The following is an 18,929-nucleotide window of genomic DNA, read 5'->3' as shown; positions in this document are numbered from 1 at the left end:
TCAGCCGGCCGCCACCGCGCGCTTGGCCGCCGCCACGATCCGCTCAACGCTCGGCAGGTACTTCATTTCCAGGCGGAACAGCGGAATGTGGGTGTCGTAGCCAGTGACGCGCTCGACCGGGGCCAGCAGGTCGTAGATCGATTCCTCAGCCAGGCGCGCGGCGATCTCGGCGCCGAAGCCCGCGGTCTTCGGCGCCTCCTGCACGATCACGCAGCGGCCGGTCTTGGCCACCGATTCGGCGATGGTGGCGAAGTCCAGCGGACGCAGCGTGGCCACGTCGATGACTTCGGCACTGATGCCTTCGCCGGCCAGCTTGTCGGCCGCTTCCAGTGCTTCCTTCACCTGCGCGCCCCAGGTCACCAGGGTCACGTCGGTGCCGTCGCGCAGCACGAAGCAGACGTCCAGCGGCAACGCTTCGCCGTCGTTGACGACCACTTCCTTGTACTGGCGATAGATGCGCTTGGGCTCCATGTAGATCACCGGATCCGGTTCGCGGATCGCGGCCAGCAGCAGGCCATAGGCACGCTGCGGCGAGGACGGCAGCACCACGCGCAGGCCCGGCACGTTGGTGAAGATCGCCTCGTTGGCTTCGCTGTGGTGTTCCGGCGCGCGGATGCCGCCGCCCCACGGCACGCGCAGCACCATCGGGCAGTGCAGGCGGCCACGGGTGCGGTAACGCAGGCGTGCGGCGTGGCAGACGATATGGTCGACCATCGGATACATGAAACCGTCGAACTGGGCCTCGGCCACCGGCTTCATGCCCTGCGCGGCAAGACCAATGGTCAGGCCGGCGATGGTGGTTTCATCCAGCGGGGTGTCGAGGATGCGCTCAGCGCCGAAGCGCTGCTGCAGGCCGGCGGTGGCGCGGAACACGCCGCCGTTGACGCCCACGTCCTCGCCCAGCACCAGCACCGACGGATCATGCTCCAGCTCCCAGGCCAAGGCCTGGGTGATGGCTTCGATGAGGGTGATCGGCGTGGTGGTCATGCTTTCTTCTCCGCGCGCGATGGCTGCGCTGTCGGCGGCGTTGGTGTGCGCGCCGGGCGCGCCGTTCTTGATCTCATCCATGGCGCTTCTCCAGGGCGATCGCCTGGGCACGCTGGGCCAGCAGGTCCGGCGGCGGATCGGCATACAGGAAATCGAACATCGCCTCGACCGGCTGCACCGGCGTGTTGAGGTACAGGTTCACTTCCTCGTCCACGCGCGTGCCGCACTCGGCAACCCAGGCGGATTCTTCTTCTTCGCTCCACACACCGGCGTTGATCAGGTACTTGCGCAGGCGCAGCATCGGTTCGCGCTGCCAGGCATCCTTCACCTCGGCATCGTCACGGTAGCGGCGCGCGTCATCGGCGGTGGTGTGGTCGGACAGGCGGTAGGTCATCAGTTCCAGCACGGTGCCACCGTCGCCAGCCAGCGCACGTTCGCGCGCCTGTTCCATCGCCGCCAGCACCGCAATCAGATCGTTGCCATCCACCTGCAGGCAGTGCAGGCCGCCGGCCAGGCCCTTCTGCGCCAGCGTCTCGGCACCGGTCTGGGCCGAACGCGGAACCGAGATGGCCCAGCCGTTGTTGACGATGCACAGGATCAGCGGCAGCTTGTAGGCGCCAGCCGAGTTCAGCGCTGCGTAGAAGTCGGTCTTGGAGCTGCCACCGTCACCGCACACCGCCACGGCGATCTGCGCTTCCTTGTTGAGCTTGAACTTCAGCGCGGCACCTGCGGCGTGCAGGCACTGGGTGGAGATCGGCACGCAGAACGGGAAGTCCTTGGCCGCGTTGCCACCGTAGTCGTTGCCGCGCTCGTCGCCGCCCCAGTACATCAGCACGTCGTGCGGGCGCACGCCACGCATGAACATCGCGCCGTACTCGCGGTACGAAGGGGCGAACACGTCGTCCTTCTGCATCGCAGCGCCGATGCCCACGTGCGCCGCTTCGTGGCCCAGGCAGGCGGCATAGGTGCCGAGCTTGCCGGTGCGCTGCAGCGCGATGGACTTGCTGTCGAACGTGCGTACGAACAGCATCTGCTTGAACAGCGGTACCAGGACCTTGGGGTCGCGCAGCGACGCGGGCAGGTCATCGCGGACGAGCTTGCCGTCCGCGTCCAGGTACTGCAGGTATTCGATCTTGAATTCAGCGGCAACCGTCATTGCGTACTGCACCTTCGACAGAGAAGTTACAAATGATATGAATCGCCATGTTAAGGAACGCGTACGGAATAGCCTTCCTGCGCCGCAACACGGCGATTCCCCGTTTTACCCCTGCCGGCGGGTGGGGGGCCAATAACAACAACGTATTCAGTCGTTGCTGCAAAGCATCAGAATACGCCTCTGGCTGACCGCCAGCGCAACGCCCTGATCGGTTCCACGCGCAGCCCCGGCATCGGCCGATGCTCCACGGCCAACCGCACGCCCCGGTATGGACCCGGCGGCTGCCAGCGCGGCGGCAACGCGCTACCCTTGCCGCCCCTGATCTGGTCCCACCCATGTCCGTCGACAACAACCAACGCGACCTCGAAGCCGGCATCCACACCGATCTGCACGGGCGCCTGACCTACGGCGGCTACCTGCGGCTGGACCAGCTGCTGAGCGCGCAGCAGCCGCTGTCCAACCCGCCGCACCACGACGAGATGCTGTTCATCATCCAGCACCAGACCTCGGAGCTGTGGCTGAAGCTGCTGGGTCACGAGCTGCGTGCGGCGATCGGCTTCCTGCAGCGCGATGAAGTCTGGCAGTGCCGCAAGGTGCTGGCGCGCAGCAAGCAGGTGCTGCGCCAGCTGACCGAGCAGTGGTCTGTGCTGGAAACGCTGACCCCCTCCGAATACATGGGTTTCCGCGACGTGCTGGGCCCATCCTCGGGTTTCCAGTCGCTGCAGTACCGCTACATCGAGTTCCTGCTGGGCAACAAGAACGCGCAGATGCTGCAGGTGTTCGAGCACGACCCGGCCGGGCAGGCGCAGCTGCGCACCGTGCTGGAGGCGCCGAGCCTGTACGAGGAATTCCTCAAGTACCTGGCCCGCTTCGGCCATGCCGTGCCGGTGGTGTACGAAACCCACGACTGGACCCAGCCGCATGTGGCCGACGACGCCCTGCAGCCGGTGTTCGAGCGCATCTACCAGGACACCGACCGCTACTGGCGCGAATACTCGCTGTGCGAAGACCTGGTGGACCTGGAGACCGCCTTCCAGCTCTGGCGCTTCCGCCACATGCGTACGGTGATGCGGGTGATCGGCTTCAAGCGCGGCACGGGCGGCTCGTCCGGGGTGGGCTTCCTGCGCCAGGCGCTGGAGCTGACCTTCTTCCCCGAGCTGTTCCAGGTGCGCACCACCCTGCAGGCCGCGCCCCCGGCAGAACGGGGCTGACCCGTATTCAGCTTGGACCCCGGCAGGTGGCTGGATCGTTTCAGATGCAAGTTCAGCGAGCAGGTGGGCACCTGCCTCAAACGGCGTGTATTTGACGTGAACGCCACAAGTCGGTGATCCTCGCGCGTTGCTTCAACTGCACATCGGACGTGCTCGTCATCCACCGAACCAGGAAACCCGCATGAGCGTAAACGCCACTGCGAACACCCCGGAGCCGGCGCTGCCGGACTTCAAGACCACGCTGGGCCACCCGCGCCCGTTGTGGATGCTGTTCATGACCGAGTTCTGGGAGCGCTTTGCGTTCTACGGCATCCGCTGGGCCTTGGTGCTGTACATCGTCTCCCAGTTCTACAGCGGCAACGCCGCCGGTGAGGGCGACGCCAGCCGCATCTACGGCGCCTATCTGGCGCTGGTGTACGCCGCGGCCATCTTCGGTGGCTACGTCGCCGACCGGGTGCTGGGGTACCAGCGTTCGATCCTGACCGGCGCGATCATCATGGCCGCTGGCCTGTTCATGATCTCGCTGCCGCAGGAGCACATCTTCAAGCTCGGCCTGGCCACGATCATCGTCGGCAACGGCCTGTTCAAGCCCAACATCTCGACCATGGTCGGCAAGCTGTACGGGCTGAAGGATGAGCGCCGCGATTCGGGCTTCACCATCTTCTACATGGGCATCAACATCGGCGCGATGATCGCCCCGGTGCTGACCGAGTACCTGGCCCGCAAGGTGTTCGGTACCTCGGAAATGCCGTCGTACAAGGTGGTGTTCATCGCCTCGGGCGTGGGCATGCTGATCTCGCTGGTGTGGTTCTACATCGGTCGTGCCGGCCTGAAGGGCATCGGCGCACCGCCGGCCGGCGCCGAAGGTTTCGGCCGCATCATCATGGTGCTGGTCGGTGCCGTGATCGCCATTCCGGTGGCCTACTTCCTGCTGGCCACCGGCGCTACCGCGCTGGCCTGGATCCTGGGTGCGATGTTCACCGCGCTGGCCATCCTGCTGCTGGTGGAGGGCATCCGCGAGGGCAAGGTGCAGCGCGACCGCGTGATCGCCATGCTGATCATCTTCGCCTTCAACGTGATGTTCTGGATGTTCTTCGAACAGGCCGGCAGCTCGTTCACCTTCCTGGCCGAGAACATCGTCAACCGCCAGATGGGTGACTGGACCTTCCCGACCGCGTGGTTCCAGTCGGTCAATTCGGTGGCGATCATCACCCTGGCGCCGGTCATCGCCTGGATCTGGGTGGCCCTGGGCCGCGCCAATCCGTCCATCCCGCGCAAGTTCGGCCTGGGCCTGCTGTTCAATGGCGCCGCCTTCGCCCTGCTGATGTACGCCCTGTCGCAGATGGTCGTGGACGGCAAGATTCCGTTCTGGACCCTGTTCATGGTCTACGTCATCCAGTCGGTGGGCGAGCTGTGCCTGTCGCCGATCGGCCTGTCGATGGTGACCAAGCTGGCCCCGGTGCGCCTGGTCGGCTTCGGCATGGGCGGCTGGTTCCTGTCCACCGGCATCGGCAACAACCTGTCGGGCATCTTCGCCGGCGTGGTCAGTGGTGAAGGCGGCATGACGGTCGAGTCGGCCCTGAAGGGGTATACCTTCGGGTTCTGGGCCCTGATCGGCTCCGGCGTGGTGCTGTTCCTGATCGCCCCGCTGATCAACAAGCTGATGCACGGCGTCAAATGATGATGAGAGGGTAGAAGGCATGCGCATGAAGCTCGGTGGTGCAATGGTGGTGGTCTGTGCGGCGCTGATCGGCGCCTGTTCCCAACCGCAACCGCCTGCCGCCGCCGAGCCCACGCAGCCTCTGGATACCCGACCCACCGAGCCACCGGTCGCTGACCCCAGCGAACCGGTGGCCTCGGGCAACACCCCGGTGGCGGCGGACATCGCCGCCATCGCCGGGCTCGGCGCGCAGTTCGACCCGGCCCGCAACCCCGCCGACGACCTGGCCACCGCCAAGGTGGAAGCCCAGCGCGGCAAGAAGCGCATCCTGCTGGAGGTCGGCAACGCCGCCTGCGACCGTTGCCACGCGCTGGATGAGATCGTGGAAGGCAACGGCGACCTGCGCCGCTTCCGCGATGCCCACTACGTGTGGGTGAAGGTCAATGTCAGTGACGAACAACCCAACACCGCCTTCTTCGCCCAGTTCCCGGTGATGGAGCGCGACTATCCGCACCTGCTGGTGCTGGATGCCGACGGCGGCCTGCTGGTCTCGCAGGCCACCGCTGAGTTGCGCCGGGGCGAAGCGTTCCAGCCCGCGCGGGTGAGTGCCTTCCTCAAGCAATGGGCACCTGACCGGTAGTGCCGGCCGCTGGCCGGCATGCTCTGGTGGGTGCCGACCGTTGGTCGGCATTGAGGCACATCCACGCCTCGCGTGCCTCTACTGCGCGCGCCGTCACACTCCCTGAATCGGCATCTCAACTTCGCGACGCGCTCGCCGTTACCGGCAAGGACCTCAGTCGACATCCCGTCGATGCCCCCTACCGGAACGCCCATGCACAGCGACCACGCCGAACGATTGCCCGAACCCGCCAGTGAGCTGGCCGAGGCCGGAGCAGGCGAGGGCGTGACCCTGCCGCCGCAGGAAGCGCTGCTGGATGACGCCGGCACTGGCGAAGGCACCGTTGAACTGGCGCCGCCACGCCACCGCCTGCCGCAGATCGCGCTGCCCGACAACGCAGTGCTGAAGGGCGCGGTGCAGAAACTGGTGGAGCAGAAATCGCGACTGGACGCATTGGCCGCCGAGGGTCAGCTGGCCGGCCTGCTGCCGCCGGAATGGCAGGGCCACGGCGTGCGTGCGATCGAACTGTCCACCTTCATCCAGGGCGTGCTGCCCTTCCTGCAGCCGGGCGAGCGCGGCGAGACCGCTCCGGCGCGCCTGCCGGTGCGTCATGTGCTGGGCGACGACAGCCGCTGGGGCCTGGCCGATGTGTCCGAACCGAAATCGCTGGCGTGGTACCTGGCCAGCGACGAGCGCGCCACCGCCGGCAGCAAGGACGTGGCAGAAGCCTACCTGGTCGGTGCGCTGGGCCTGGCGTGGATGCAGGAAGGGCGCAGCCGGCCGGGCTTCCTGCGCGCGATGGGGCAGGACAGCCTGGCCGCGCGGGTGACCATGCTGGGGTATCCGCCGGCCAGCGAACTGGCGCTGTACAGCGTCACTGCGCTCGGCCAGCGGCAGATCTGGTGCGTGCATGGCCGCCGCCGCATGCGGCCGCTGGTGGCACCGTGGCTGAGCGTACCGCTGCTGACTGCCTATGGCGTGCCGGCGCCGGTGGCGTGGCCGACCACGTTCCCGCCGGTGGACGCGGTGGCCGAACTGCTGGCCGCCGCGCGACTGGGGCGCGCGCTGCCCGAAGTGGACCTGGGCAAGGCGGTGGCGAAGATCGCCGAGGACGCCGCCTCGGAGGCCTGGCAGCCGGTCAGCCTGCTGCAGCTCAACACCTGGTCGCCGCGCTGGCACTTCTTCCTGGGCACCTTCGTCGGCCTGCCGTCGCTGCTGCTGGTGGCTGCGGCCCTGGCGTTGCCGGGGGCGGTCGAAGCGGCCACGGTTGCCGCCTCGCTCGGCTTCGCCGGCGGCGCCATCGCGGCGCTGGCGGTGCCGTGGATCCACGCACGGCGCAAGCATCTGAGCTGAAAAAAGGGGACGGAGGGGATTAAGCCGCAATCAGCACAGGTGTGCTTGAAACGACTTAATCCCCTCCGTCCCCTTTTTCACTCACACCCCTTCGCCCATCCGCTCCAGACCATCGCCGGCCAGGCGCAGGATCAGCTTCTCCAGCAGCTGCTCCTCCTCCTCGCTCAGCACCGACATCAGCTTGCGGGTGATCTCGATCACCATCGGTGCGATGGTCTCGTACACCTCGAAGCCGGCCGCCGACAGCGCCAGCACCGAGCGGCGGCGGTCATCGCCGTGGGTCTCGCGCTTGATGAAGCCGCGCTCCAGCAGGCGGGCCACGGCGCGGCTGACCGCCACCTTGTCCATCGCCGTGCGGTCGGAGACCTCGCTGGCCGAGGAACCCGGGTACAGCGCCAGGATGGTGATGACCCGCCATTCGGGAATCGCCAGACCGTAACGATCACCGTATAGCTTGGCGATGTTGCCGCTGACCCGGTTGGACAGCACGCTCAGCCGGTAGGGCAGGAACTGTTCCAGGTCGAGCAGGACGTGCGAGGCACGCAGGCGGGTCGAGGCGGGATCGGCGGGGCTCATGTTGCGGTGCACCTTGCTGGTGGTTTCAACTGTAACTATAAGGGGGAGGTCCAGACCCTGCATTCTCGCCGGGTCCCAACCTGCCCGCACCTGGTTTGTACCGATGCGGTACCGATTCGGAGCCACGCCATGAATACCGCAGTCCCGACCACCTCGCACCCCAACCCCGGCATGCAGGTCACCACCTTCGAGAACCCGATGGGCATCGACGGCTTCGAGTTCGTCGAATTCGCCGCCCCCGCCGGCCGTGGCCAGGAGTTGCACGCGTACTTCCGGAAGATGGGCTTCAGCGCGGTGCTCAAGCACAAGCAGCGTCCGATTACCGTCTATCGCCAGGGCGACGTCAACTTCCTGGTCAATGAAGACCCCGATTCGTTCGCCGCCGACTTCGCCGAGAAGCACGGCCCCTGCGCCTGTGGCTTCGCCATCCGCTTCAAGAAGCCGGGCCAGGAGGTCTACCAGACTGCGCTGGGCAACGGCGCCGAAGCGGTCGCCTTCAAGCCGGACAGCAAGGCGGTCAACGCCCCGGTCATCAAGGGTATCGGCGACTGCATGCTGTACCTGGTGGACCGCTACGGTGCGGCCGGCAGCATCTTCGACGGCGACTACGAGCCGATCGCCGGCGCCGACCTGCACCCGTTCGGCTTCGGCCTGACCTTCATCGACCACCTGACCCACAACCTGTACTTCGGCAACATGCAGCAGTGGTCGGACTACTACGAGCGACTGTTCAACTTCCGCGAGATCCGCTACTTCGACATCAAGGGCCTCAAGACCGGCCTGGTGTCCAAGGCGATGACCGCCCCGGATGGCATCGTGCGCATCCCGCTGAACGAATCGTCCGACCCGAAGAGCCAGATCAACGAGTACCTGGACGCGTACAAGGGCGAGGGCATCCAGCACATCGCCTGCTTCACCGACAACATCTACGAGACCGTTGAGGCCATGCGCGCGCAGGGCGTGGACTTCCTCGACACGCCGGAGACCTACTTCGACGTGATCGACCAGCGCGTGCCGAACCATGGTGAAGACGTCGCGCGCCTGGCGAAGAACAAGATCCTGATCGACGCCGACCCGGAAACCCACCAGCGCAAGCTGCTGCAGATCTTCACCCAGAACTGCATCGGCCCGATCTTCTTCGAGATCATCCAGCGCAAGGGCAACGAAGGCTTCGGCGAAGGCAACTTCACCGCGCTGTTTGAGAGCATCGAGCGCGACCAGATCCGCCGCGGCGTGCTGTAAGGTCTGCACGGGCAATGTCGGCCTCCCGCCGGCATTGCCTGCTTGAATGGTAGTGCCGGCCGCCGGCCGGCAATCTCAGGAGCCCCCATGTCCACCGCCATCACCGCCCGCGGCTACCAGTCCGGTTTCGGCAACGAATTCGCCACCGAGGCCGTTGCCGGCGCGCTGCCGGTCGGGCAGAACTCGCCGCAGAAGGTAGCCCACGGCCTGTACGCCGAACAGTTGACCGGTACCGCGTTCACCGCGCCGCGTGGCAGCAACCGCCGCAGCTGGCTGTACCGGATCCGCCCGGCGGTGACCCATGGCGAGTTCACCCCGTTCGCGCAGTCGCAGCTGCAGTGCGATTTCGGCGCACAGCCGGCCTCGCCCAACCAGCTGCGCTGGAGCCCGCTGCCGTTGCCGGAACTGCCGACCGACTTCGTCGAAGGCCTGTACACGATGGGTGGCAACGGCTCGCCTGACGCGCATGCCGGTGTCGGCATCCATTTGTATGCCGCCAACCGCGACATGGTCGGCCGCTACTTCTACAACGCCGATGGCGAACTGCTGATCGTGCCGCAGCTGGGCGCGCTGCGCCTGCTGACCGAGCTGGGCGTGATCGAGATCGAGCCGCAGCAGATCGCGGTGATTCCGCGTGGCGTGCGCTTCCGCGTCGAACTGCCCGATGGCCCGAGCCGCGGCTACATCTGCGAGAACTACGGTGCGCTGCTGAAGCTGCCCGACCTGGGCCCGATCGGCTCCAACGGCCTGGCCAATCCGCGCGACTTCGAGACCCCGCATGCGGCGTTCGAGGATGTGGATGGCGACTTCGAACTGATCGCCAAGTTCGAAGGCCGGCTGTGGCGTGCGCCGATCGACCATTCGCCACTGGACGTGGTGGCCTGGCACGGCAACTACGCGCCGTACCGCTACGACCTGCGCCGCTTCAACACCATCGGCTCGATCAGCTACGACCACCCGGACCCGTCGATCTTCCTGGTGCTGCATTCGCCCAGCGACACGCCGGGCACCAGCAACATGGATTTCGCGATCTTCCCGCCGCGCTGGCTGGTGGCGCAGAACACGTTCCGCCCGCCGTGGTTCCACCGCAACATCGCCAGCGAGTTCATGGGCCTGGTGCATGGCGCCTACGACGCCAAGGCCGAAGGCTTCGTGCCGGGCGGCGCCTCGCTGCACAACTGCATGAGCGGCCACGGTCCGGATGCACCGACCTTCGACAAGGCGTCCAATGCCGATCTGTCCAAGGCCGACGTGATCAAGGACACGATGGCCTTCATGTTCGAGACCCGCGGGGTGATCCGCCCGACCGCGCAGGCGCTGGCTGCCGGCCATCGCCAGGGCGATTACCAGCAGTGCTGGAACGGCCTGCGCAACAATTTCCGGCCGACCCGCTAGGTGGGTGGATGCCGACCGTTGGTCGGCACGGATGCTTTCCGCCGGAACCTGCGCTTACGCCACCTCGGCGAACGCGTCGCAATGCTCCAAGGGCAATGCCTCCAGCAGGCGCTGCCGCACGCGCTGGCAATAGCCGTCCGAGGTCAGCCCGGGCAGCATCCGCATCGCCGAATGCAGCCGCTGCACCACCTCGTCTTCCGCGCGTGCCTGCTGCAGGTCGCGGAACAGCGCCGCTGCCTGCGGGTGGCGCTGCATCTCCAGGATGCCCAGCACATAGATGCGTGCGGCCACCAGCGAGCGGCGGCGTTCGACTGGCGGGGCGGCGGGCGCTGCCGTCACCTGCGCCGGTGCGGCCCTGGCCGGCTCGGCAACGGCTGGGGGGGAGGGGGCCGCCGCTGCCGGGCCGGTGCTCAGGTACCCTGCCTGCACCAGCTGGATGACCATCGCGGGCGCTTCCTGCCCGAGCAGGCCGGTCAGTTCGGCGATGCTGCGCTGGCCATCGCACAGGATCAGCAGCCGCCGCTGGCGCATGTCCAGCGGCGCGCGATGGGCCTGCAGCGCGGTTCGGGCGAGATCGGTCTTGCGCGGTTGCATGGAAGGGACAGCCAAGTCGGTGCACGCCGAGCCTGAACGAAGGCGATGAAACGGCGATGACAATGCAGCGCCTGCACGCGCGCTGCGCTAGCGTGCAGCCAACCACGTGCCAGGGAACCGCACCGATGAAGCATCTTCCACTTGCTGGTCTTCTGCTCCTTTCGCTCGCCGCCTGCGGCCGTGCGCCTGAAACACCCGCTGAGGCCCCGGCCAAAGGCACGGCGCCGCCCACTGCAGCGGCCGATGCCGATCTGGCGACCCGATCGCCGGCCGATCCCCGCACCGACAGCCCTGCGCGGCTGGATGGCTACGGCGGTGCAACGCTCGGCGCCGGCATCGCCGAGGTCCGCAGTGGCTTCGGCACGCCGCTGCAGGGGCTGGGTACCGACGCCGCCGGCAAGCCATTGCCGGCCGACGACAGCAATGACGGCTGCTACTTCCTGCGCCCGCAGGGCGCCGAGGATCCGCGCCTGATGATCGAGGCCCGCAAGCTGGTGCGCTATGACGTGCGCAGCGCGGCGATCACCGCGCCGGGCGGTGGCAAGGTCGGCATGACGTTGGGCGAACTGCAGGTGCTGTATCCCGAGCGCGCCGACGTTGGCCCCGACAAGTACGATGAGAAGGCCCAGCACCTGCGCGTGCGCCCGGCGCAGGAGGGCGCGGCGGTGATCGACTTCGCGCTCGGTGCCGATGGCCGGGTCGGCGCCTGGCGGGTCGGTCGCACTCCGCAGGTCGATTATGCCGAAGGCTGTGGCTGATCCTTGATCCACGGCCCTGCCACGCGGCTGGGCCCAGCGTAGAATCGCGCCACGACCGCTGGGGGAGTGCTCGATGATCGCCATTGCCATTGCCTGGTTCCTGCTTGGCCTGCTGCTGCTGGCACTGGGCGGGGACTCCATCGTCAAGGCGGTGTCCGGCCTGGCCCAACGCTTCGGGGCCACGCCCTTCACCGCAGGCCTGCTGCTGCTCGGGGTGACCACCTCGCTGCCCGAGCTGGCGGTGAATGCACGCGCATTGGCGGTCGGACAGCCCGAGCTGGCACTGGGCAATGCGGTGGGCAGCAGCGTGGTCAACCTGGGCCTGACCCTGGCCGTGGCGGCCATGGTGGCGCCGTTGCTGCTGCGCGCACGCCTGCAGACGGTGTTCTGGGGGGCGCTGCTGGCGGCCGGCGTGCTGTTGATCCTGTTCGGCCTGGATGGCCGGCTGGTGGGTTGGGAAGGCGCGGTGCTGGTGGCCGGCTTCATCGTCATGCAGGTGCTGCTGCTGCGTCGTGGTCGCAGCGAAAGCGCCGAGGTGCAGGCGGCCATTGCCGAATCCGCGCTGAGCCGCACCAGCCTGCCATTGAACGTGTTGCGGGTGTTGATCGCGGTACTGGCGCTGTACTGGGGCGCCCGACTGGTGGTCGGTGCCGCTGCGGACTTCGGCGCCGCGCTGGGTTGGACGCCGCTGCTGGTGGGCCTGTTGCCGGTGGCGATCGGCACGGCGCTGCCGGAGGTGGCCACGGCCATCGCGGCCGCACGCCGCGGGCATGGCGACATGGTGCTGGGGCATGTGCTGGGATCCAGCGCGGTGAACCTGCTGCTGGTGGTCGGCGCGATGGCGATGCTGCAACCGCTGGCGCTGCCGGCTTCGTTCGTGCGGCTGGAACTGCCGGCACTGCTGGCGTTCGCGCTGGTGCTGTACCCGATGCTGCGCGGCGACCTGAAGATCAGCCGCGGTGAAGGCGCGATCCTGCTGGTCGCGTTCGCCGGCTGGTTCGTGCTGGAGCTGCTGCTGGTGGGCGCGCCGGCGTTGTAACGGTGATCCACGCCACGCGTGGATGCGGTTACCGGTCAACGTAGCGATGATGCGGTAGCTGCCAACCTTGGTTGGCACTCATGGAAACAATGCGCCGACCAAGGTCGGCCTCTACCGGAGTTACCGGCCCGGCGAACCATCCTCTTCCCGCGCCGGTTCCGGCGGCGGCAGCTGCTCTTCGGCGGCCGGCTCGTTGCCGGGCAGGCTGGGGCGGGTCTCCATCAGCAGCGACAGCGCGGCCTTGGCCATCATGTGTGCGCTGATCGGTGCGGTGATGAACAGGAACACGGTGATCAGCAGCTCGCGCGGCTGCGGGTCCTGGCCCAGGAAGATGTGGTAGCACACCGAACACACCAGCACGCAGCCCACGCCCAGCGTGCTGGCCTTGGTGGGGGCGTGCAGCCGCTTGAAGAAGGTGGACAGCTTCACCAGGCCCAGTGCGCCGACCAGGATGAAGAAGCTGCCGAACAGCAGCAGGATCGACAGGCCGATCTGGATCGCGGTGATCATTCGACGATGTCCCGGCGCAGCACGAACTTGCTCAGCACCACCGTGCTGCCGAAGCCGAGCATGGCGATGATCAGCGCGGCCTCGAAGTAGATCGGCGAGTTGAGGTACATGCCGAACAACATCAGTTCGGCGATCGCGGTCACCGACAGGGTGTCCAGCGCGAGGATGCGGTCGGGCACGGTCGGCCCGCGCAGCAGGCGCCAGGTGGCCAGCAGCATGGCCAGGCCGACCACGTGCATGCATACCACCAGGGTGGTCTGGATGACTTCAAAACCGGTCATGGGAAGATCTCCATCAACGGCGCCTCGTAACGGCGCTTGATCGTATCGATCAGGTCCTGCGGGTCCTCCAGGTGCAGCACGTGCACCAGCAGGAATCGGCGGTCGTCGCTGAGCGCGGCCGAGACCGTGCCCGGGGTGAGGGTGATCATGCTGGTCAGCGCAGCGATGCCGTGGATGTTGGCGATGTCCAGCGGCAGCCAGATGAAGCCCGGATGGATGTTCTTCTCCGGGCCCAACACCTGGATGGCCACGCGGATGTTGGACATCAGGATGTCCCACAGGGTCACGCACAGCAGCTTGGGCAGCGGCCGCAACGTACCGATGCGGGCGAACTCGCGGTCCAGGCGCGCGGCGAACAGCGGCACCACCACGCCCAGCACCAGCCCCAGCACGATCTGGCCGAGGGTGAAGCTGTCGGACATCAGCAGCCAGAACGCCACCACCATGATGCTGAGCATCGGCGAGGGAATCAGGCGGCGGAACAGGGAACGCTGGGCGGTCATGGCTGGCGGATCTCCGGCGTGGTCGCACGCAGCTGCTGCACATACTCGCTGGGCTGCAGCAGCTGGGCGGCGGTGGCGTCGGTGTAGCGCATAAGGGGCGCAGCGGCCAGGGTCATGCCGATGCCGTAGGCCAGCAACAGGCACGCGGCGTACAGCTCGACCCGGCGCAGGCGTGCCTTGCGCGGCTTCGGGGCATCGGCCTCCACCGGCGGCACGCGCCAGAACAGGCGGATGCCACCGCGGGTCAGGCCCATGATCACCAACAGGCTGCTGACCAGCACCGCGATCCAGACCGGGCCGGTGTACTGCGCCGGCATGCCGGCCAGCAGTGCGGCCTTGGCCAGGAACCCGGAGAGCGGCGGCAGCCCGGCCACCGATACCGCACCGATCAGGAACAGCACCGCCGGCGTTTCCTTGCCCGGCATCGGCGCGACCACTTCCTTGCGGTCGCTGGCGCCGCCACGGCGGCGGCGGATCAGGTCGGCGATCAGGAACAGCGCAGCAGCCACAAAGCTGCTGTGCGGCAGGTAGTACAGGCCGGCCGAGAGTACCTGCGGTGTCCCCACCGAGAAGGCGATGAACAGGGTGGCCGCCGACACGATCACCAGGTAGGAGATCAGGACGCGCAGGCGGGTCGCGGCCAGTGCACCCAGACCGCCGAGCACCAGCGTGGCCACGCCGGCCCACAGCAGCCAGTCGCGGCCATAGCCGGCCATCGCGCCGGCATCGTCGCCGAACCACAGCATCTGGATGCGCAGCACCGAGTACAGGCCGACCTTGGTCATGATCGCGAACAGCGCAGCCACGGCCGCTGGTGCGCGCGAATACGCTTCCGGCAGCCACAGGTAAAGCGGCATCAGCGCGGCCTTGGCGCAGAACACCAGCAGCAACAGGCCCATGGTCGCCTTCACCAGGGTCAGCTGCGCCGGCGGCACCTGTGCGATGCGCTGCGACAGCTCGGCCATGTTCAACGAACCCAGCGAGGCGTACAGCAGGCCCAGCGCGATCAGGAACAGGGTCGAGGCGGTGACGTTGAACACCACGTAGTGCAGGCCGATGCGCATGCGCAGGCCGCGGCCGCCGCTGAGCAGCAGGCCGTAGGAGGCGATCAGCATCACCTCGAAGAACACGAACAGGTTGAAGATGTCGCCGGTCAGGAACGCGCCGTTCAGGCCGACCAGCTGGAACTGGAACAGCGCATGGAAGTGCGGTGCGCGCCGGTCCCAGCCCGAGCAGGCGTGCAGCAGGCACGGAATGGCCAGCAGCAGGGTGGTCAGCAGCATCCACGCCGACAGGCGGTCGGCCACCAGCGCGATGCCCAGCCGCGACGGCCAGTCGCCCAGCAGATAGACGTTGATCTCACCGCTGGCGGTACTGGCGAACAGCAGGCCCACCGCCAATGCCAGCGCCGACAGCGAGGTCCAGGCCACTGCGCGCTGCACCTTGGGGCCGTAGCGGCGGTGTTCGACAAACAGCGACAGTGCGGCGCCGAGCAGGGGAATCAGGATCGGCAGGATCACCAGATGGTTCATGCGCGGTCCCCGCCCTGGCGCGGCGATGCGCTCTCATCCTGCAGGTCGTCGTCAGGCTCGTGGGCGTCCACGTGGTCGCTGTGGTTGTCGCTGCGGCTGCGCATGGCCAGCACGATGCTCACCGCAGTCATCGCGAAGGCGATCACGATCGCGGTCAGCACCAGCGCCTGCGGCAGCGGGTCGGTGTAGTTGCCCAGGTGGCTGTCCACGCCGTCCTGCAGCACCGGCGCCTTGCCCAGCACCACGCGGCCACCGGCGAAGATCAGCAGGTTGGTGGCGTAGGACAGGAAGGTCATGCCGAGGATCACATCGAAGCTGCGCGCGCGCAGCAGCAGGTAGATGCCGATCGCGGTCAGCACACCGATCGCGGTAGCCAGGGCCAGTTCCATCAGTGCATCTCCCCGGTGCGGGCCGAACGGCGTTGCAGGTCGATCTCGCCCTTGCGGGCGGTGCGGGTACGCGAGGGCTTGATCGTGCCCATCATCGACAGCATCAGCATGGCGCCGCCGAACACCACCAGGTAGACGCCGATGTCAAAACCAATCGCGCTGGCCAGCGGCACCTCGCCGATCAGTGGCAGGTGCAGGTCGAGGTGGCCGCTGGTCAGGAACGGCACGCCGAACAGCATCGAGGCGCTGCCACTGAGCAGGGCGATCAGCAGGCCCATGCCGATGCAGCGGATGTAGTCGAAGCCGAAGCGCGATTCCACCGACGCGGTGCCCTGGATCACATACTGGATCAGCAGTGGCACCGCCAGCACCAGGCCGGCGATGAAGCCACCGCCCGGCGCGTTGTGGCCGCGCAGGAACAGGAAGATCGACACGGTCAGGGTCAGCGGGAACATGATCTGCGCCAGGTCGGCCGGCACCGGCAGCTTGATCGGCGGGCCGGGCATGATCTGCTCCGGCGCCATCCGCGTGCGCCGCAGCAGCGCATGCACCACCAGCGCGGCGATGCCGAACACGGTGATCTCGCCAAAGGTATCGAAGCCACGGAAGTCGACCAGGATCACGTTGACCACGTTCTGCCCATACGCCTCGGGCAGGGCACGGGCCAGCAGCTCACCGGCCATGGTGTTCGGCGGCAGGGTCATCGCGGTGTAGGCCAGCGCGCCCAGGCCGGCGCCGGCGATGATCGCGATCACCGCGTCGCGGCGCTTGCGCCAGCGCGGCCGCTCCGGGCCGGACTGCGCGGGCAGGTAGTTCATGCCCAGCAGCATCAGCACCAGGGTGACCATCTCCACCAGCAGCTGGGTCAGTGCCAGGTCGGGCGCGGACAGGAACACGAAGGTCAGCGCCACCATCAGGCCGACGCCGCCGACCAGCAGTACCGCCAGCAGGCGCTGCTTGTAGACGCGCAGGGTGGCCACCGCGCAGGCCATCATCACCAGCCACAACGCCCAGCCCAGCAGCGGCATCGGCTGCGGCGCGGTCCAGTTCGGTGAGGCCGGATTGGCCACGAACGGCGCGGCGGCCACGGTGATGGCCACCAGCACCAGGCCCAGCAGCATGCGCTGCAGGCTGCCATTGGCGATGCCGTTGGTCAGGCGCATGGCCAGCGCGGAAATCGCATCCAGCTGCGCGTGGAAGACGTTGCGGCCGGTGGCGCGGGTTTCCACCGCGTACAGGTTGATCAGCTTGCGCAGGCCGAAGTACAGCGCCACGCCGCCGACCACGCCGACCGCGCTCATCGCCAGCGGCAGGTTGAAGCCGTGCCAGACCGCCAGGCTGTACTCGGGCATGGCATTGCCGAGGATCGACCCCGCGGCCGCATGCAGCACCGGCGCCACGGTCAGTGCCGGTGCCACGCCCACCGCGATGCAGATCACCACCAGCAGTTCCACCGGCACCTTCATCCAGCGCGGCGGCTCGTGCGGCACGCGGTCCAGATCATGGGGGCCGGGGCCGAAGAAGGTGTCGTGCACGAAGCGCAGGCTGTAGGCCACGCCGAACACGCCGGCCAGCAGCGCGGCGATCGACACCGCCGTGCGCATCGCGCCCGGGCCGCCACCGGCGGTCAGTGCCTCGGCGAACAGCATTTCCTTGGACAGGAAGCCGTTGAGCAACGGGATGCCGGCCATCGCCAGCGAGGCAATGATGGCCAGCGCACTGGTGAACGGCATCAGCCTGCGCAGCCCGCCCAGCTTGCGCATGTCACGGGTGCCGGTCTCGTGGTCGATGATGCCGGCGGCCATGAACAGCGAGGCCTTGAAGGTGGCGTGGTTGAGGATGTGGAACACGCCGGCCACCACTGCCATCGGCGTGGACAGGCCGAACAGCAGGGTGATCAGGCCCAGGTGCGAGATCGTCGAATAGGCCAGCAGGCCCTTCAGGTCGTGCTGGAAGATCGCGTTCCAGGCACCGATCAGCAGGGTCAGCGCGCCGATGCCGCTGACCGTATAGAAGAACAGGTCGCTGCCGGCCAGCGCCGGGTGCAGCCGCGCCAGCAGGAACACGCCGGCCTTCACCATGGTGGCCGAGTGCAGGTAGGCCGAGACCGGGGTGGGCGCGGCCATCGCGTGCGGCAGCCAGAAGTGGAACGGGAACTGCGCGCTCTTGGTGAAGATGCCGGCCAGCACCAGGAACAGCGCATACGGATACAGCGCGCTGGCGCGGATCTGCTCGCCGGCGGCCAGCACCGCATCCAGATCGAAACTGCCGACGATGCGGCCGATCAGCAGCACGCCACCGAGCAGGGCCAGGCCGCCGCCGCCGGTGATCACCAGCGCCATGCGCGCGCCCTCGCGGGCATCCTGGCGGTGCGACCAGAAGCCGATCAGCAGGAACGAGCTGATGCTGGTCATTTCCCAGAAAATCATCAGCAACAGCAGGTTGCCGGAGATCACCATGCCCAGCATGGCGCCCATGAACAGCAGCAGGTAGCAGTAGAAGCGGTGCGCGTTGTCCTGCTGGCTCAGGTAGTAGCGCGCATACAGCACCACCAGCGCGCCGATGCCCAGCACCAGCCCGGCAAACATCCAAGCCAGCCCGTCCAGGCGCAGGGTGAAGTCCAGGCCGATCTGCGGCAGCCACGGCACCAGGGTGCGGACCACCTGGCCATCAAGTACAGCGGGCGTCAGCCAGCCGAGGATGGCCAACCCGCCCAACGGCGCCAGCGCCGCCAGCCAGGCAGCAGTCGAGCGCGAACTACGGGGGAAGGCCGCAACAGCCGCTGCCATCAGGAACGGCAGGGCCAGCAGCAGGGGCAGGCTGGGGAGCATGCAGGGAATCCATGATTCACGAGCAGGTCAGGGAGGATAACAGGCTGCGAAATGTCGCCGAAACCCATCGAACAGCGATCAATTGCATGTAACGTCCGCTGATTCATTTTTTCTGCAGCGCAGCATCACGTTCCTGCGGTACCTCGCTGGCTGCCCTCGGGGATCACCCTACGCCCACGCAGGGAGACCGCAGGCCCTGTCGCACAGGGGCTGCCGTCGACGGGCGGGAAGTGGGGAGCGGGTCACCGACGCAGGCTGGCAGGCCTGCCGTGGAGTGAGGGTGACGGAATCTG

Annotated in this window: 18 protein-coding genes; 8 read left to right on the top strand and 10 right to left on the bottom strand. The window is 67.4% G+C overall.

Annotated elements, in window-relative coordinates; translation table 11 throughout:
* Together AC5YGJ_RS18615 and pdhA are read right to left on the bottom strand one after the other, a co-directional pair.
* Positions 1-1,068, bottom strand: coding sequence for an alpha-ketoacid dehydrogenase subunit beta (locus AC5YGJ_RS18615; RefSeq protein WP_181358752.1), 1,068 nt, complete (start codon positions 1,066-1,068; stop codon positions 1-3).
* Positions 1,061-2,143, bottom strand: coding sequence for a pyruvate dehydrogenase (acetyl-transferring) E1 component subunit alpha (gene pdhA / locus AC5YGJ_RS18610; protein WP_496187375.1), 1,083 nt, complete (start codon positions 2,141-2,143; stop codon positions 1,061-1,063). Before pdhA ends, AC5YGJ_RS18615 begins: the two co-directional genes overlap by 8 nt.
* A gap of 335 nt (positions 2,144-2,478) precedes the next feature.
* Here pdhA and AC5YGJ_RS18605 point away from each other — a divergent pair, with 335 nt between their 5' ends.
* The 4 genes from AC5YGJ_RS18605 to AC5YGJ_RS18590 all read left to right on the top strand — a co-directional run bounded on the left by AC5YGJ_RS18605 (position 2,479) and on the right by AC5YGJ_RS18590 (position 6,986).
* Positions 2,479-3,354, top strand: a complete 876-nt coding sequence (locus AC5YGJ_RS18605) for a tryptophan 2,3-dioxygenase (protein ID WP_249842634.1) — start codon at positions 2,479-2,481, stop codon at positions 3,352-3,354.
* Between the two features lie 181 nt (positions 3,355-3,535).
* Positions 3,536-5,035, top strand: coding sequence for a peptide MFS transporter (locus AC5YGJ_RS18600; protein ID WP_107232891.1), 1,500 nt, complete (start codon positions 3,536-3,538; stop codon positions 5,033-5,035).
* 19 nt (positions 5,036-5,054) lie between these two features.
* Positions 5,055-5,654 (top strand): thioredoxin family protein, encoded by a 600-nt coding sequence (locus AC5YGJ_RS18595; RefSeq protein ID WP_496187374.1) that lies wholly within the window; start codon positions 5,055-5,057, stop codon positions 5,652-5,654.
* Between the two features lie 192 nt (positions 5,655-5,846).
* On the top strand, positions 5,847-6,986 hold the full coding sequence (locus AC5YGJ_RS18590; RefSeq protein ID WP_496187373.1) for a hypothetical protein: 1,140 nt from the start codon (positions 5,847-5,849) through the stop codon (positions 6,984-6,986).
* 81 nt (positions 6,987-7,067) lie between these two features.
* On the opposite strand, the gene AC5YGJ_RS18585 is transcribed toward AC5YGJ_RS18590, so the two are convergent.
* Positions 7,068-7,562 carry a MarR family winged helix-turn-helix transcriptional regulator gene (locus AC5YGJ_RS18585; protein WP_010482680.1) on the bottom strand — a complete coding sequence of 165 codons (495 nt, stop codon included), beginning with the start codon at positions 7,560-7,562 and terminating at the stop codon, positions 7,068-7,070.
* 129 nt (positions 7,563-7,691) lie between these two features.
* Here AC5YGJ_RS18585 and hppD point away from each other — a divergent pair, with 129 nt between their 5' ends.
* Both hppD and hmgA read left to right on the top strand, forming a co-directional pair.
* Positions 7,692-8,804, top strand: coding sequence for a 4-hydroxyphenylpyruvate dioxygenase (hppD, locus tag AC5YGJ_RS18580; RefSeq protein ID WP_249842637.1), 1,113 nt, complete (start codon positions 7,692-7,694; stop codon positions 8,802-8,804).
* A gap of 87 nt (positions 8,805-8,891) precedes the next feature.
* Positions 8,892-10,199 carry a homogentisate 1,2-dioxygenase gene (gene hmgA / locus AC5YGJ_RS18575; RefSeq protein ID WP_496187372.1) on the top strand — a complete coding sequence of 436 codons (1,308 nt, stop codon included), beginning with the start codon at positions 8,892-8,894 and terminating at the stop codon, positions 10,197-10,199.
* A gap of 54 nt (positions 10,200-10,253) precedes the next feature.
* Here hmgA and AC5YGJ_RS18570 read toward each other — a convergent pair whose 3' ends face one another.
* Positions 10,254-10,793, bottom strand: a complete 540-nt coding sequence (locus AC5YGJ_RS18570; protein WP_496187371.1) for a hypothetical protein — start codon at positions 10,791-10,793, stop codon at positions 10,254-10,256.
* A 125-nt stretch (positions 10,794-10,918) separates the two neighbouring features.
* On the opposite strand from AC5YGJ_RS18570, the gene AC5YGJ_RS18565 reads away from it, so the two are divergent.
* Positions 10,919-11,551, top strand: a complete 633-nt coding sequence (locus tag AC5YGJ_RS18565; protein WP_409460577.1) for a hypothetical protein — start codon at positions 10,919-10,921, stop codon at positions 11,549-11,551.
* Positions 11,552-11,624: 73 nt separating this feature from the next.
* Positions 11,625-12,590, top strand: a complete 966-nt coding sequence (locus tag AC5YGJ_RS18560) for a sodium:calcium antiporter (protein WP_496187370.1) — start codon at positions 11,625-11,627, stop codon at positions 12,588-12,590.
* A 120-nt stretch (positions 12,591-12,710) separates the two neighbouring features.
* Here AC5YGJ_RS18560 and AC5YGJ_RS18555 read toward each other — a convergent pair whose 3' ends face one another.
* Genes AC5YGJ_RS18555 through AC5YGJ_RS18530 form a run of 6 tightly spaced genes read right to left on the bottom strand, consistent with a single transcriptional unit; the run spans position 12,711 to position 18,636 of the window.
* Entirely contained in the window at positions 12,711-13,100 is a 390-nt protein-coding gene (locus AC5YGJ_RS18555) for a Na+/H+ antiporter subunit G (protein ID WP_249842642.1), read from the bottom strand.
* On the bottom strand, positions 13,097-13,381 hold the full coding sequence (locus AC5YGJ_RS18550; RefSeq protein WP_005411334.1) for a K+/H+ antiporter subunit F: 285 nt from the start codon (positions 13,379-13,381) through the stop codon (positions 13,097-13,099). Before AC5YGJ_RS18550 ends, AC5YGJ_RS18555 begins: the two co-directional genes overlap by 4 nt.
* Positions 13,378-13,884, bottom strand: a complete 507-nt coding sequence (locus AC5YGJ_RS18545; RefSeq protein WP_107232899.1) for a Na+/H+ antiporter subunit E — start codon at positions 13,882-13,884, stop codon at positions 13,378-13,380. The genes AC5YGJ_RS18550 and AC5YGJ_RS18545 overlap by 4 nt, the downstream gene beginning before the upstream one ends.
* Positions 13,881-15,416, bottom strand: a complete 1,536-nt coding sequence (locus tag AC5YGJ_RS18540) for a monovalent cation/H+ antiporter subunit D (RefSeq protein ID WP_496187369.1) — start codon at positions 15,414-15,416, stop codon at positions 13,881-13,883. The genes AC5YGJ_RS18545 and AC5YGJ_RS18540 overlap by 4 nt, the downstream gene beginning before the upstream one ends.
* Positions 15,413-15,805, bottom strand: a complete 393-nt coding sequence (locus AC5YGJ_RS18535; protein ID WP_249842644.1) for a Na+/H+ antiporter subunit C — start codon at positions 15,803-15,805, stop codon at positions 15,413-15,415. Before AC5YGJ_RS18535 ends, AC5YGJ_RS18540 begins: the two co-directional genes overlap by 4 nt.
* Positions 15,805-18,636 carry a monovalent cation/H+ antiporter subunit A gene (locus tag AC5YGJ_RS18530; protein WP_496187368.1) on the bottom strand — a complete coding sequence of 944 codons (2,832 nt, stop codon included), beginning with the start codon at positions 18,634-18,636 and terminating at the stop codon, positions 15,805-15,807. Before AC5YGJ_RS18530 ends, AC5YGJ_RS18535 begins: the two co-directional genes overlap by 1 nt.
* Positions 18,637-18,929: the final 293 nt, after the last annotated feature.

The organism is Stenotrophomonas sp. CS3K5, assembly GCF_059515225.1.
This window is presented reverse-complemented; position numbering and strand designations above follow the sequence as displayed.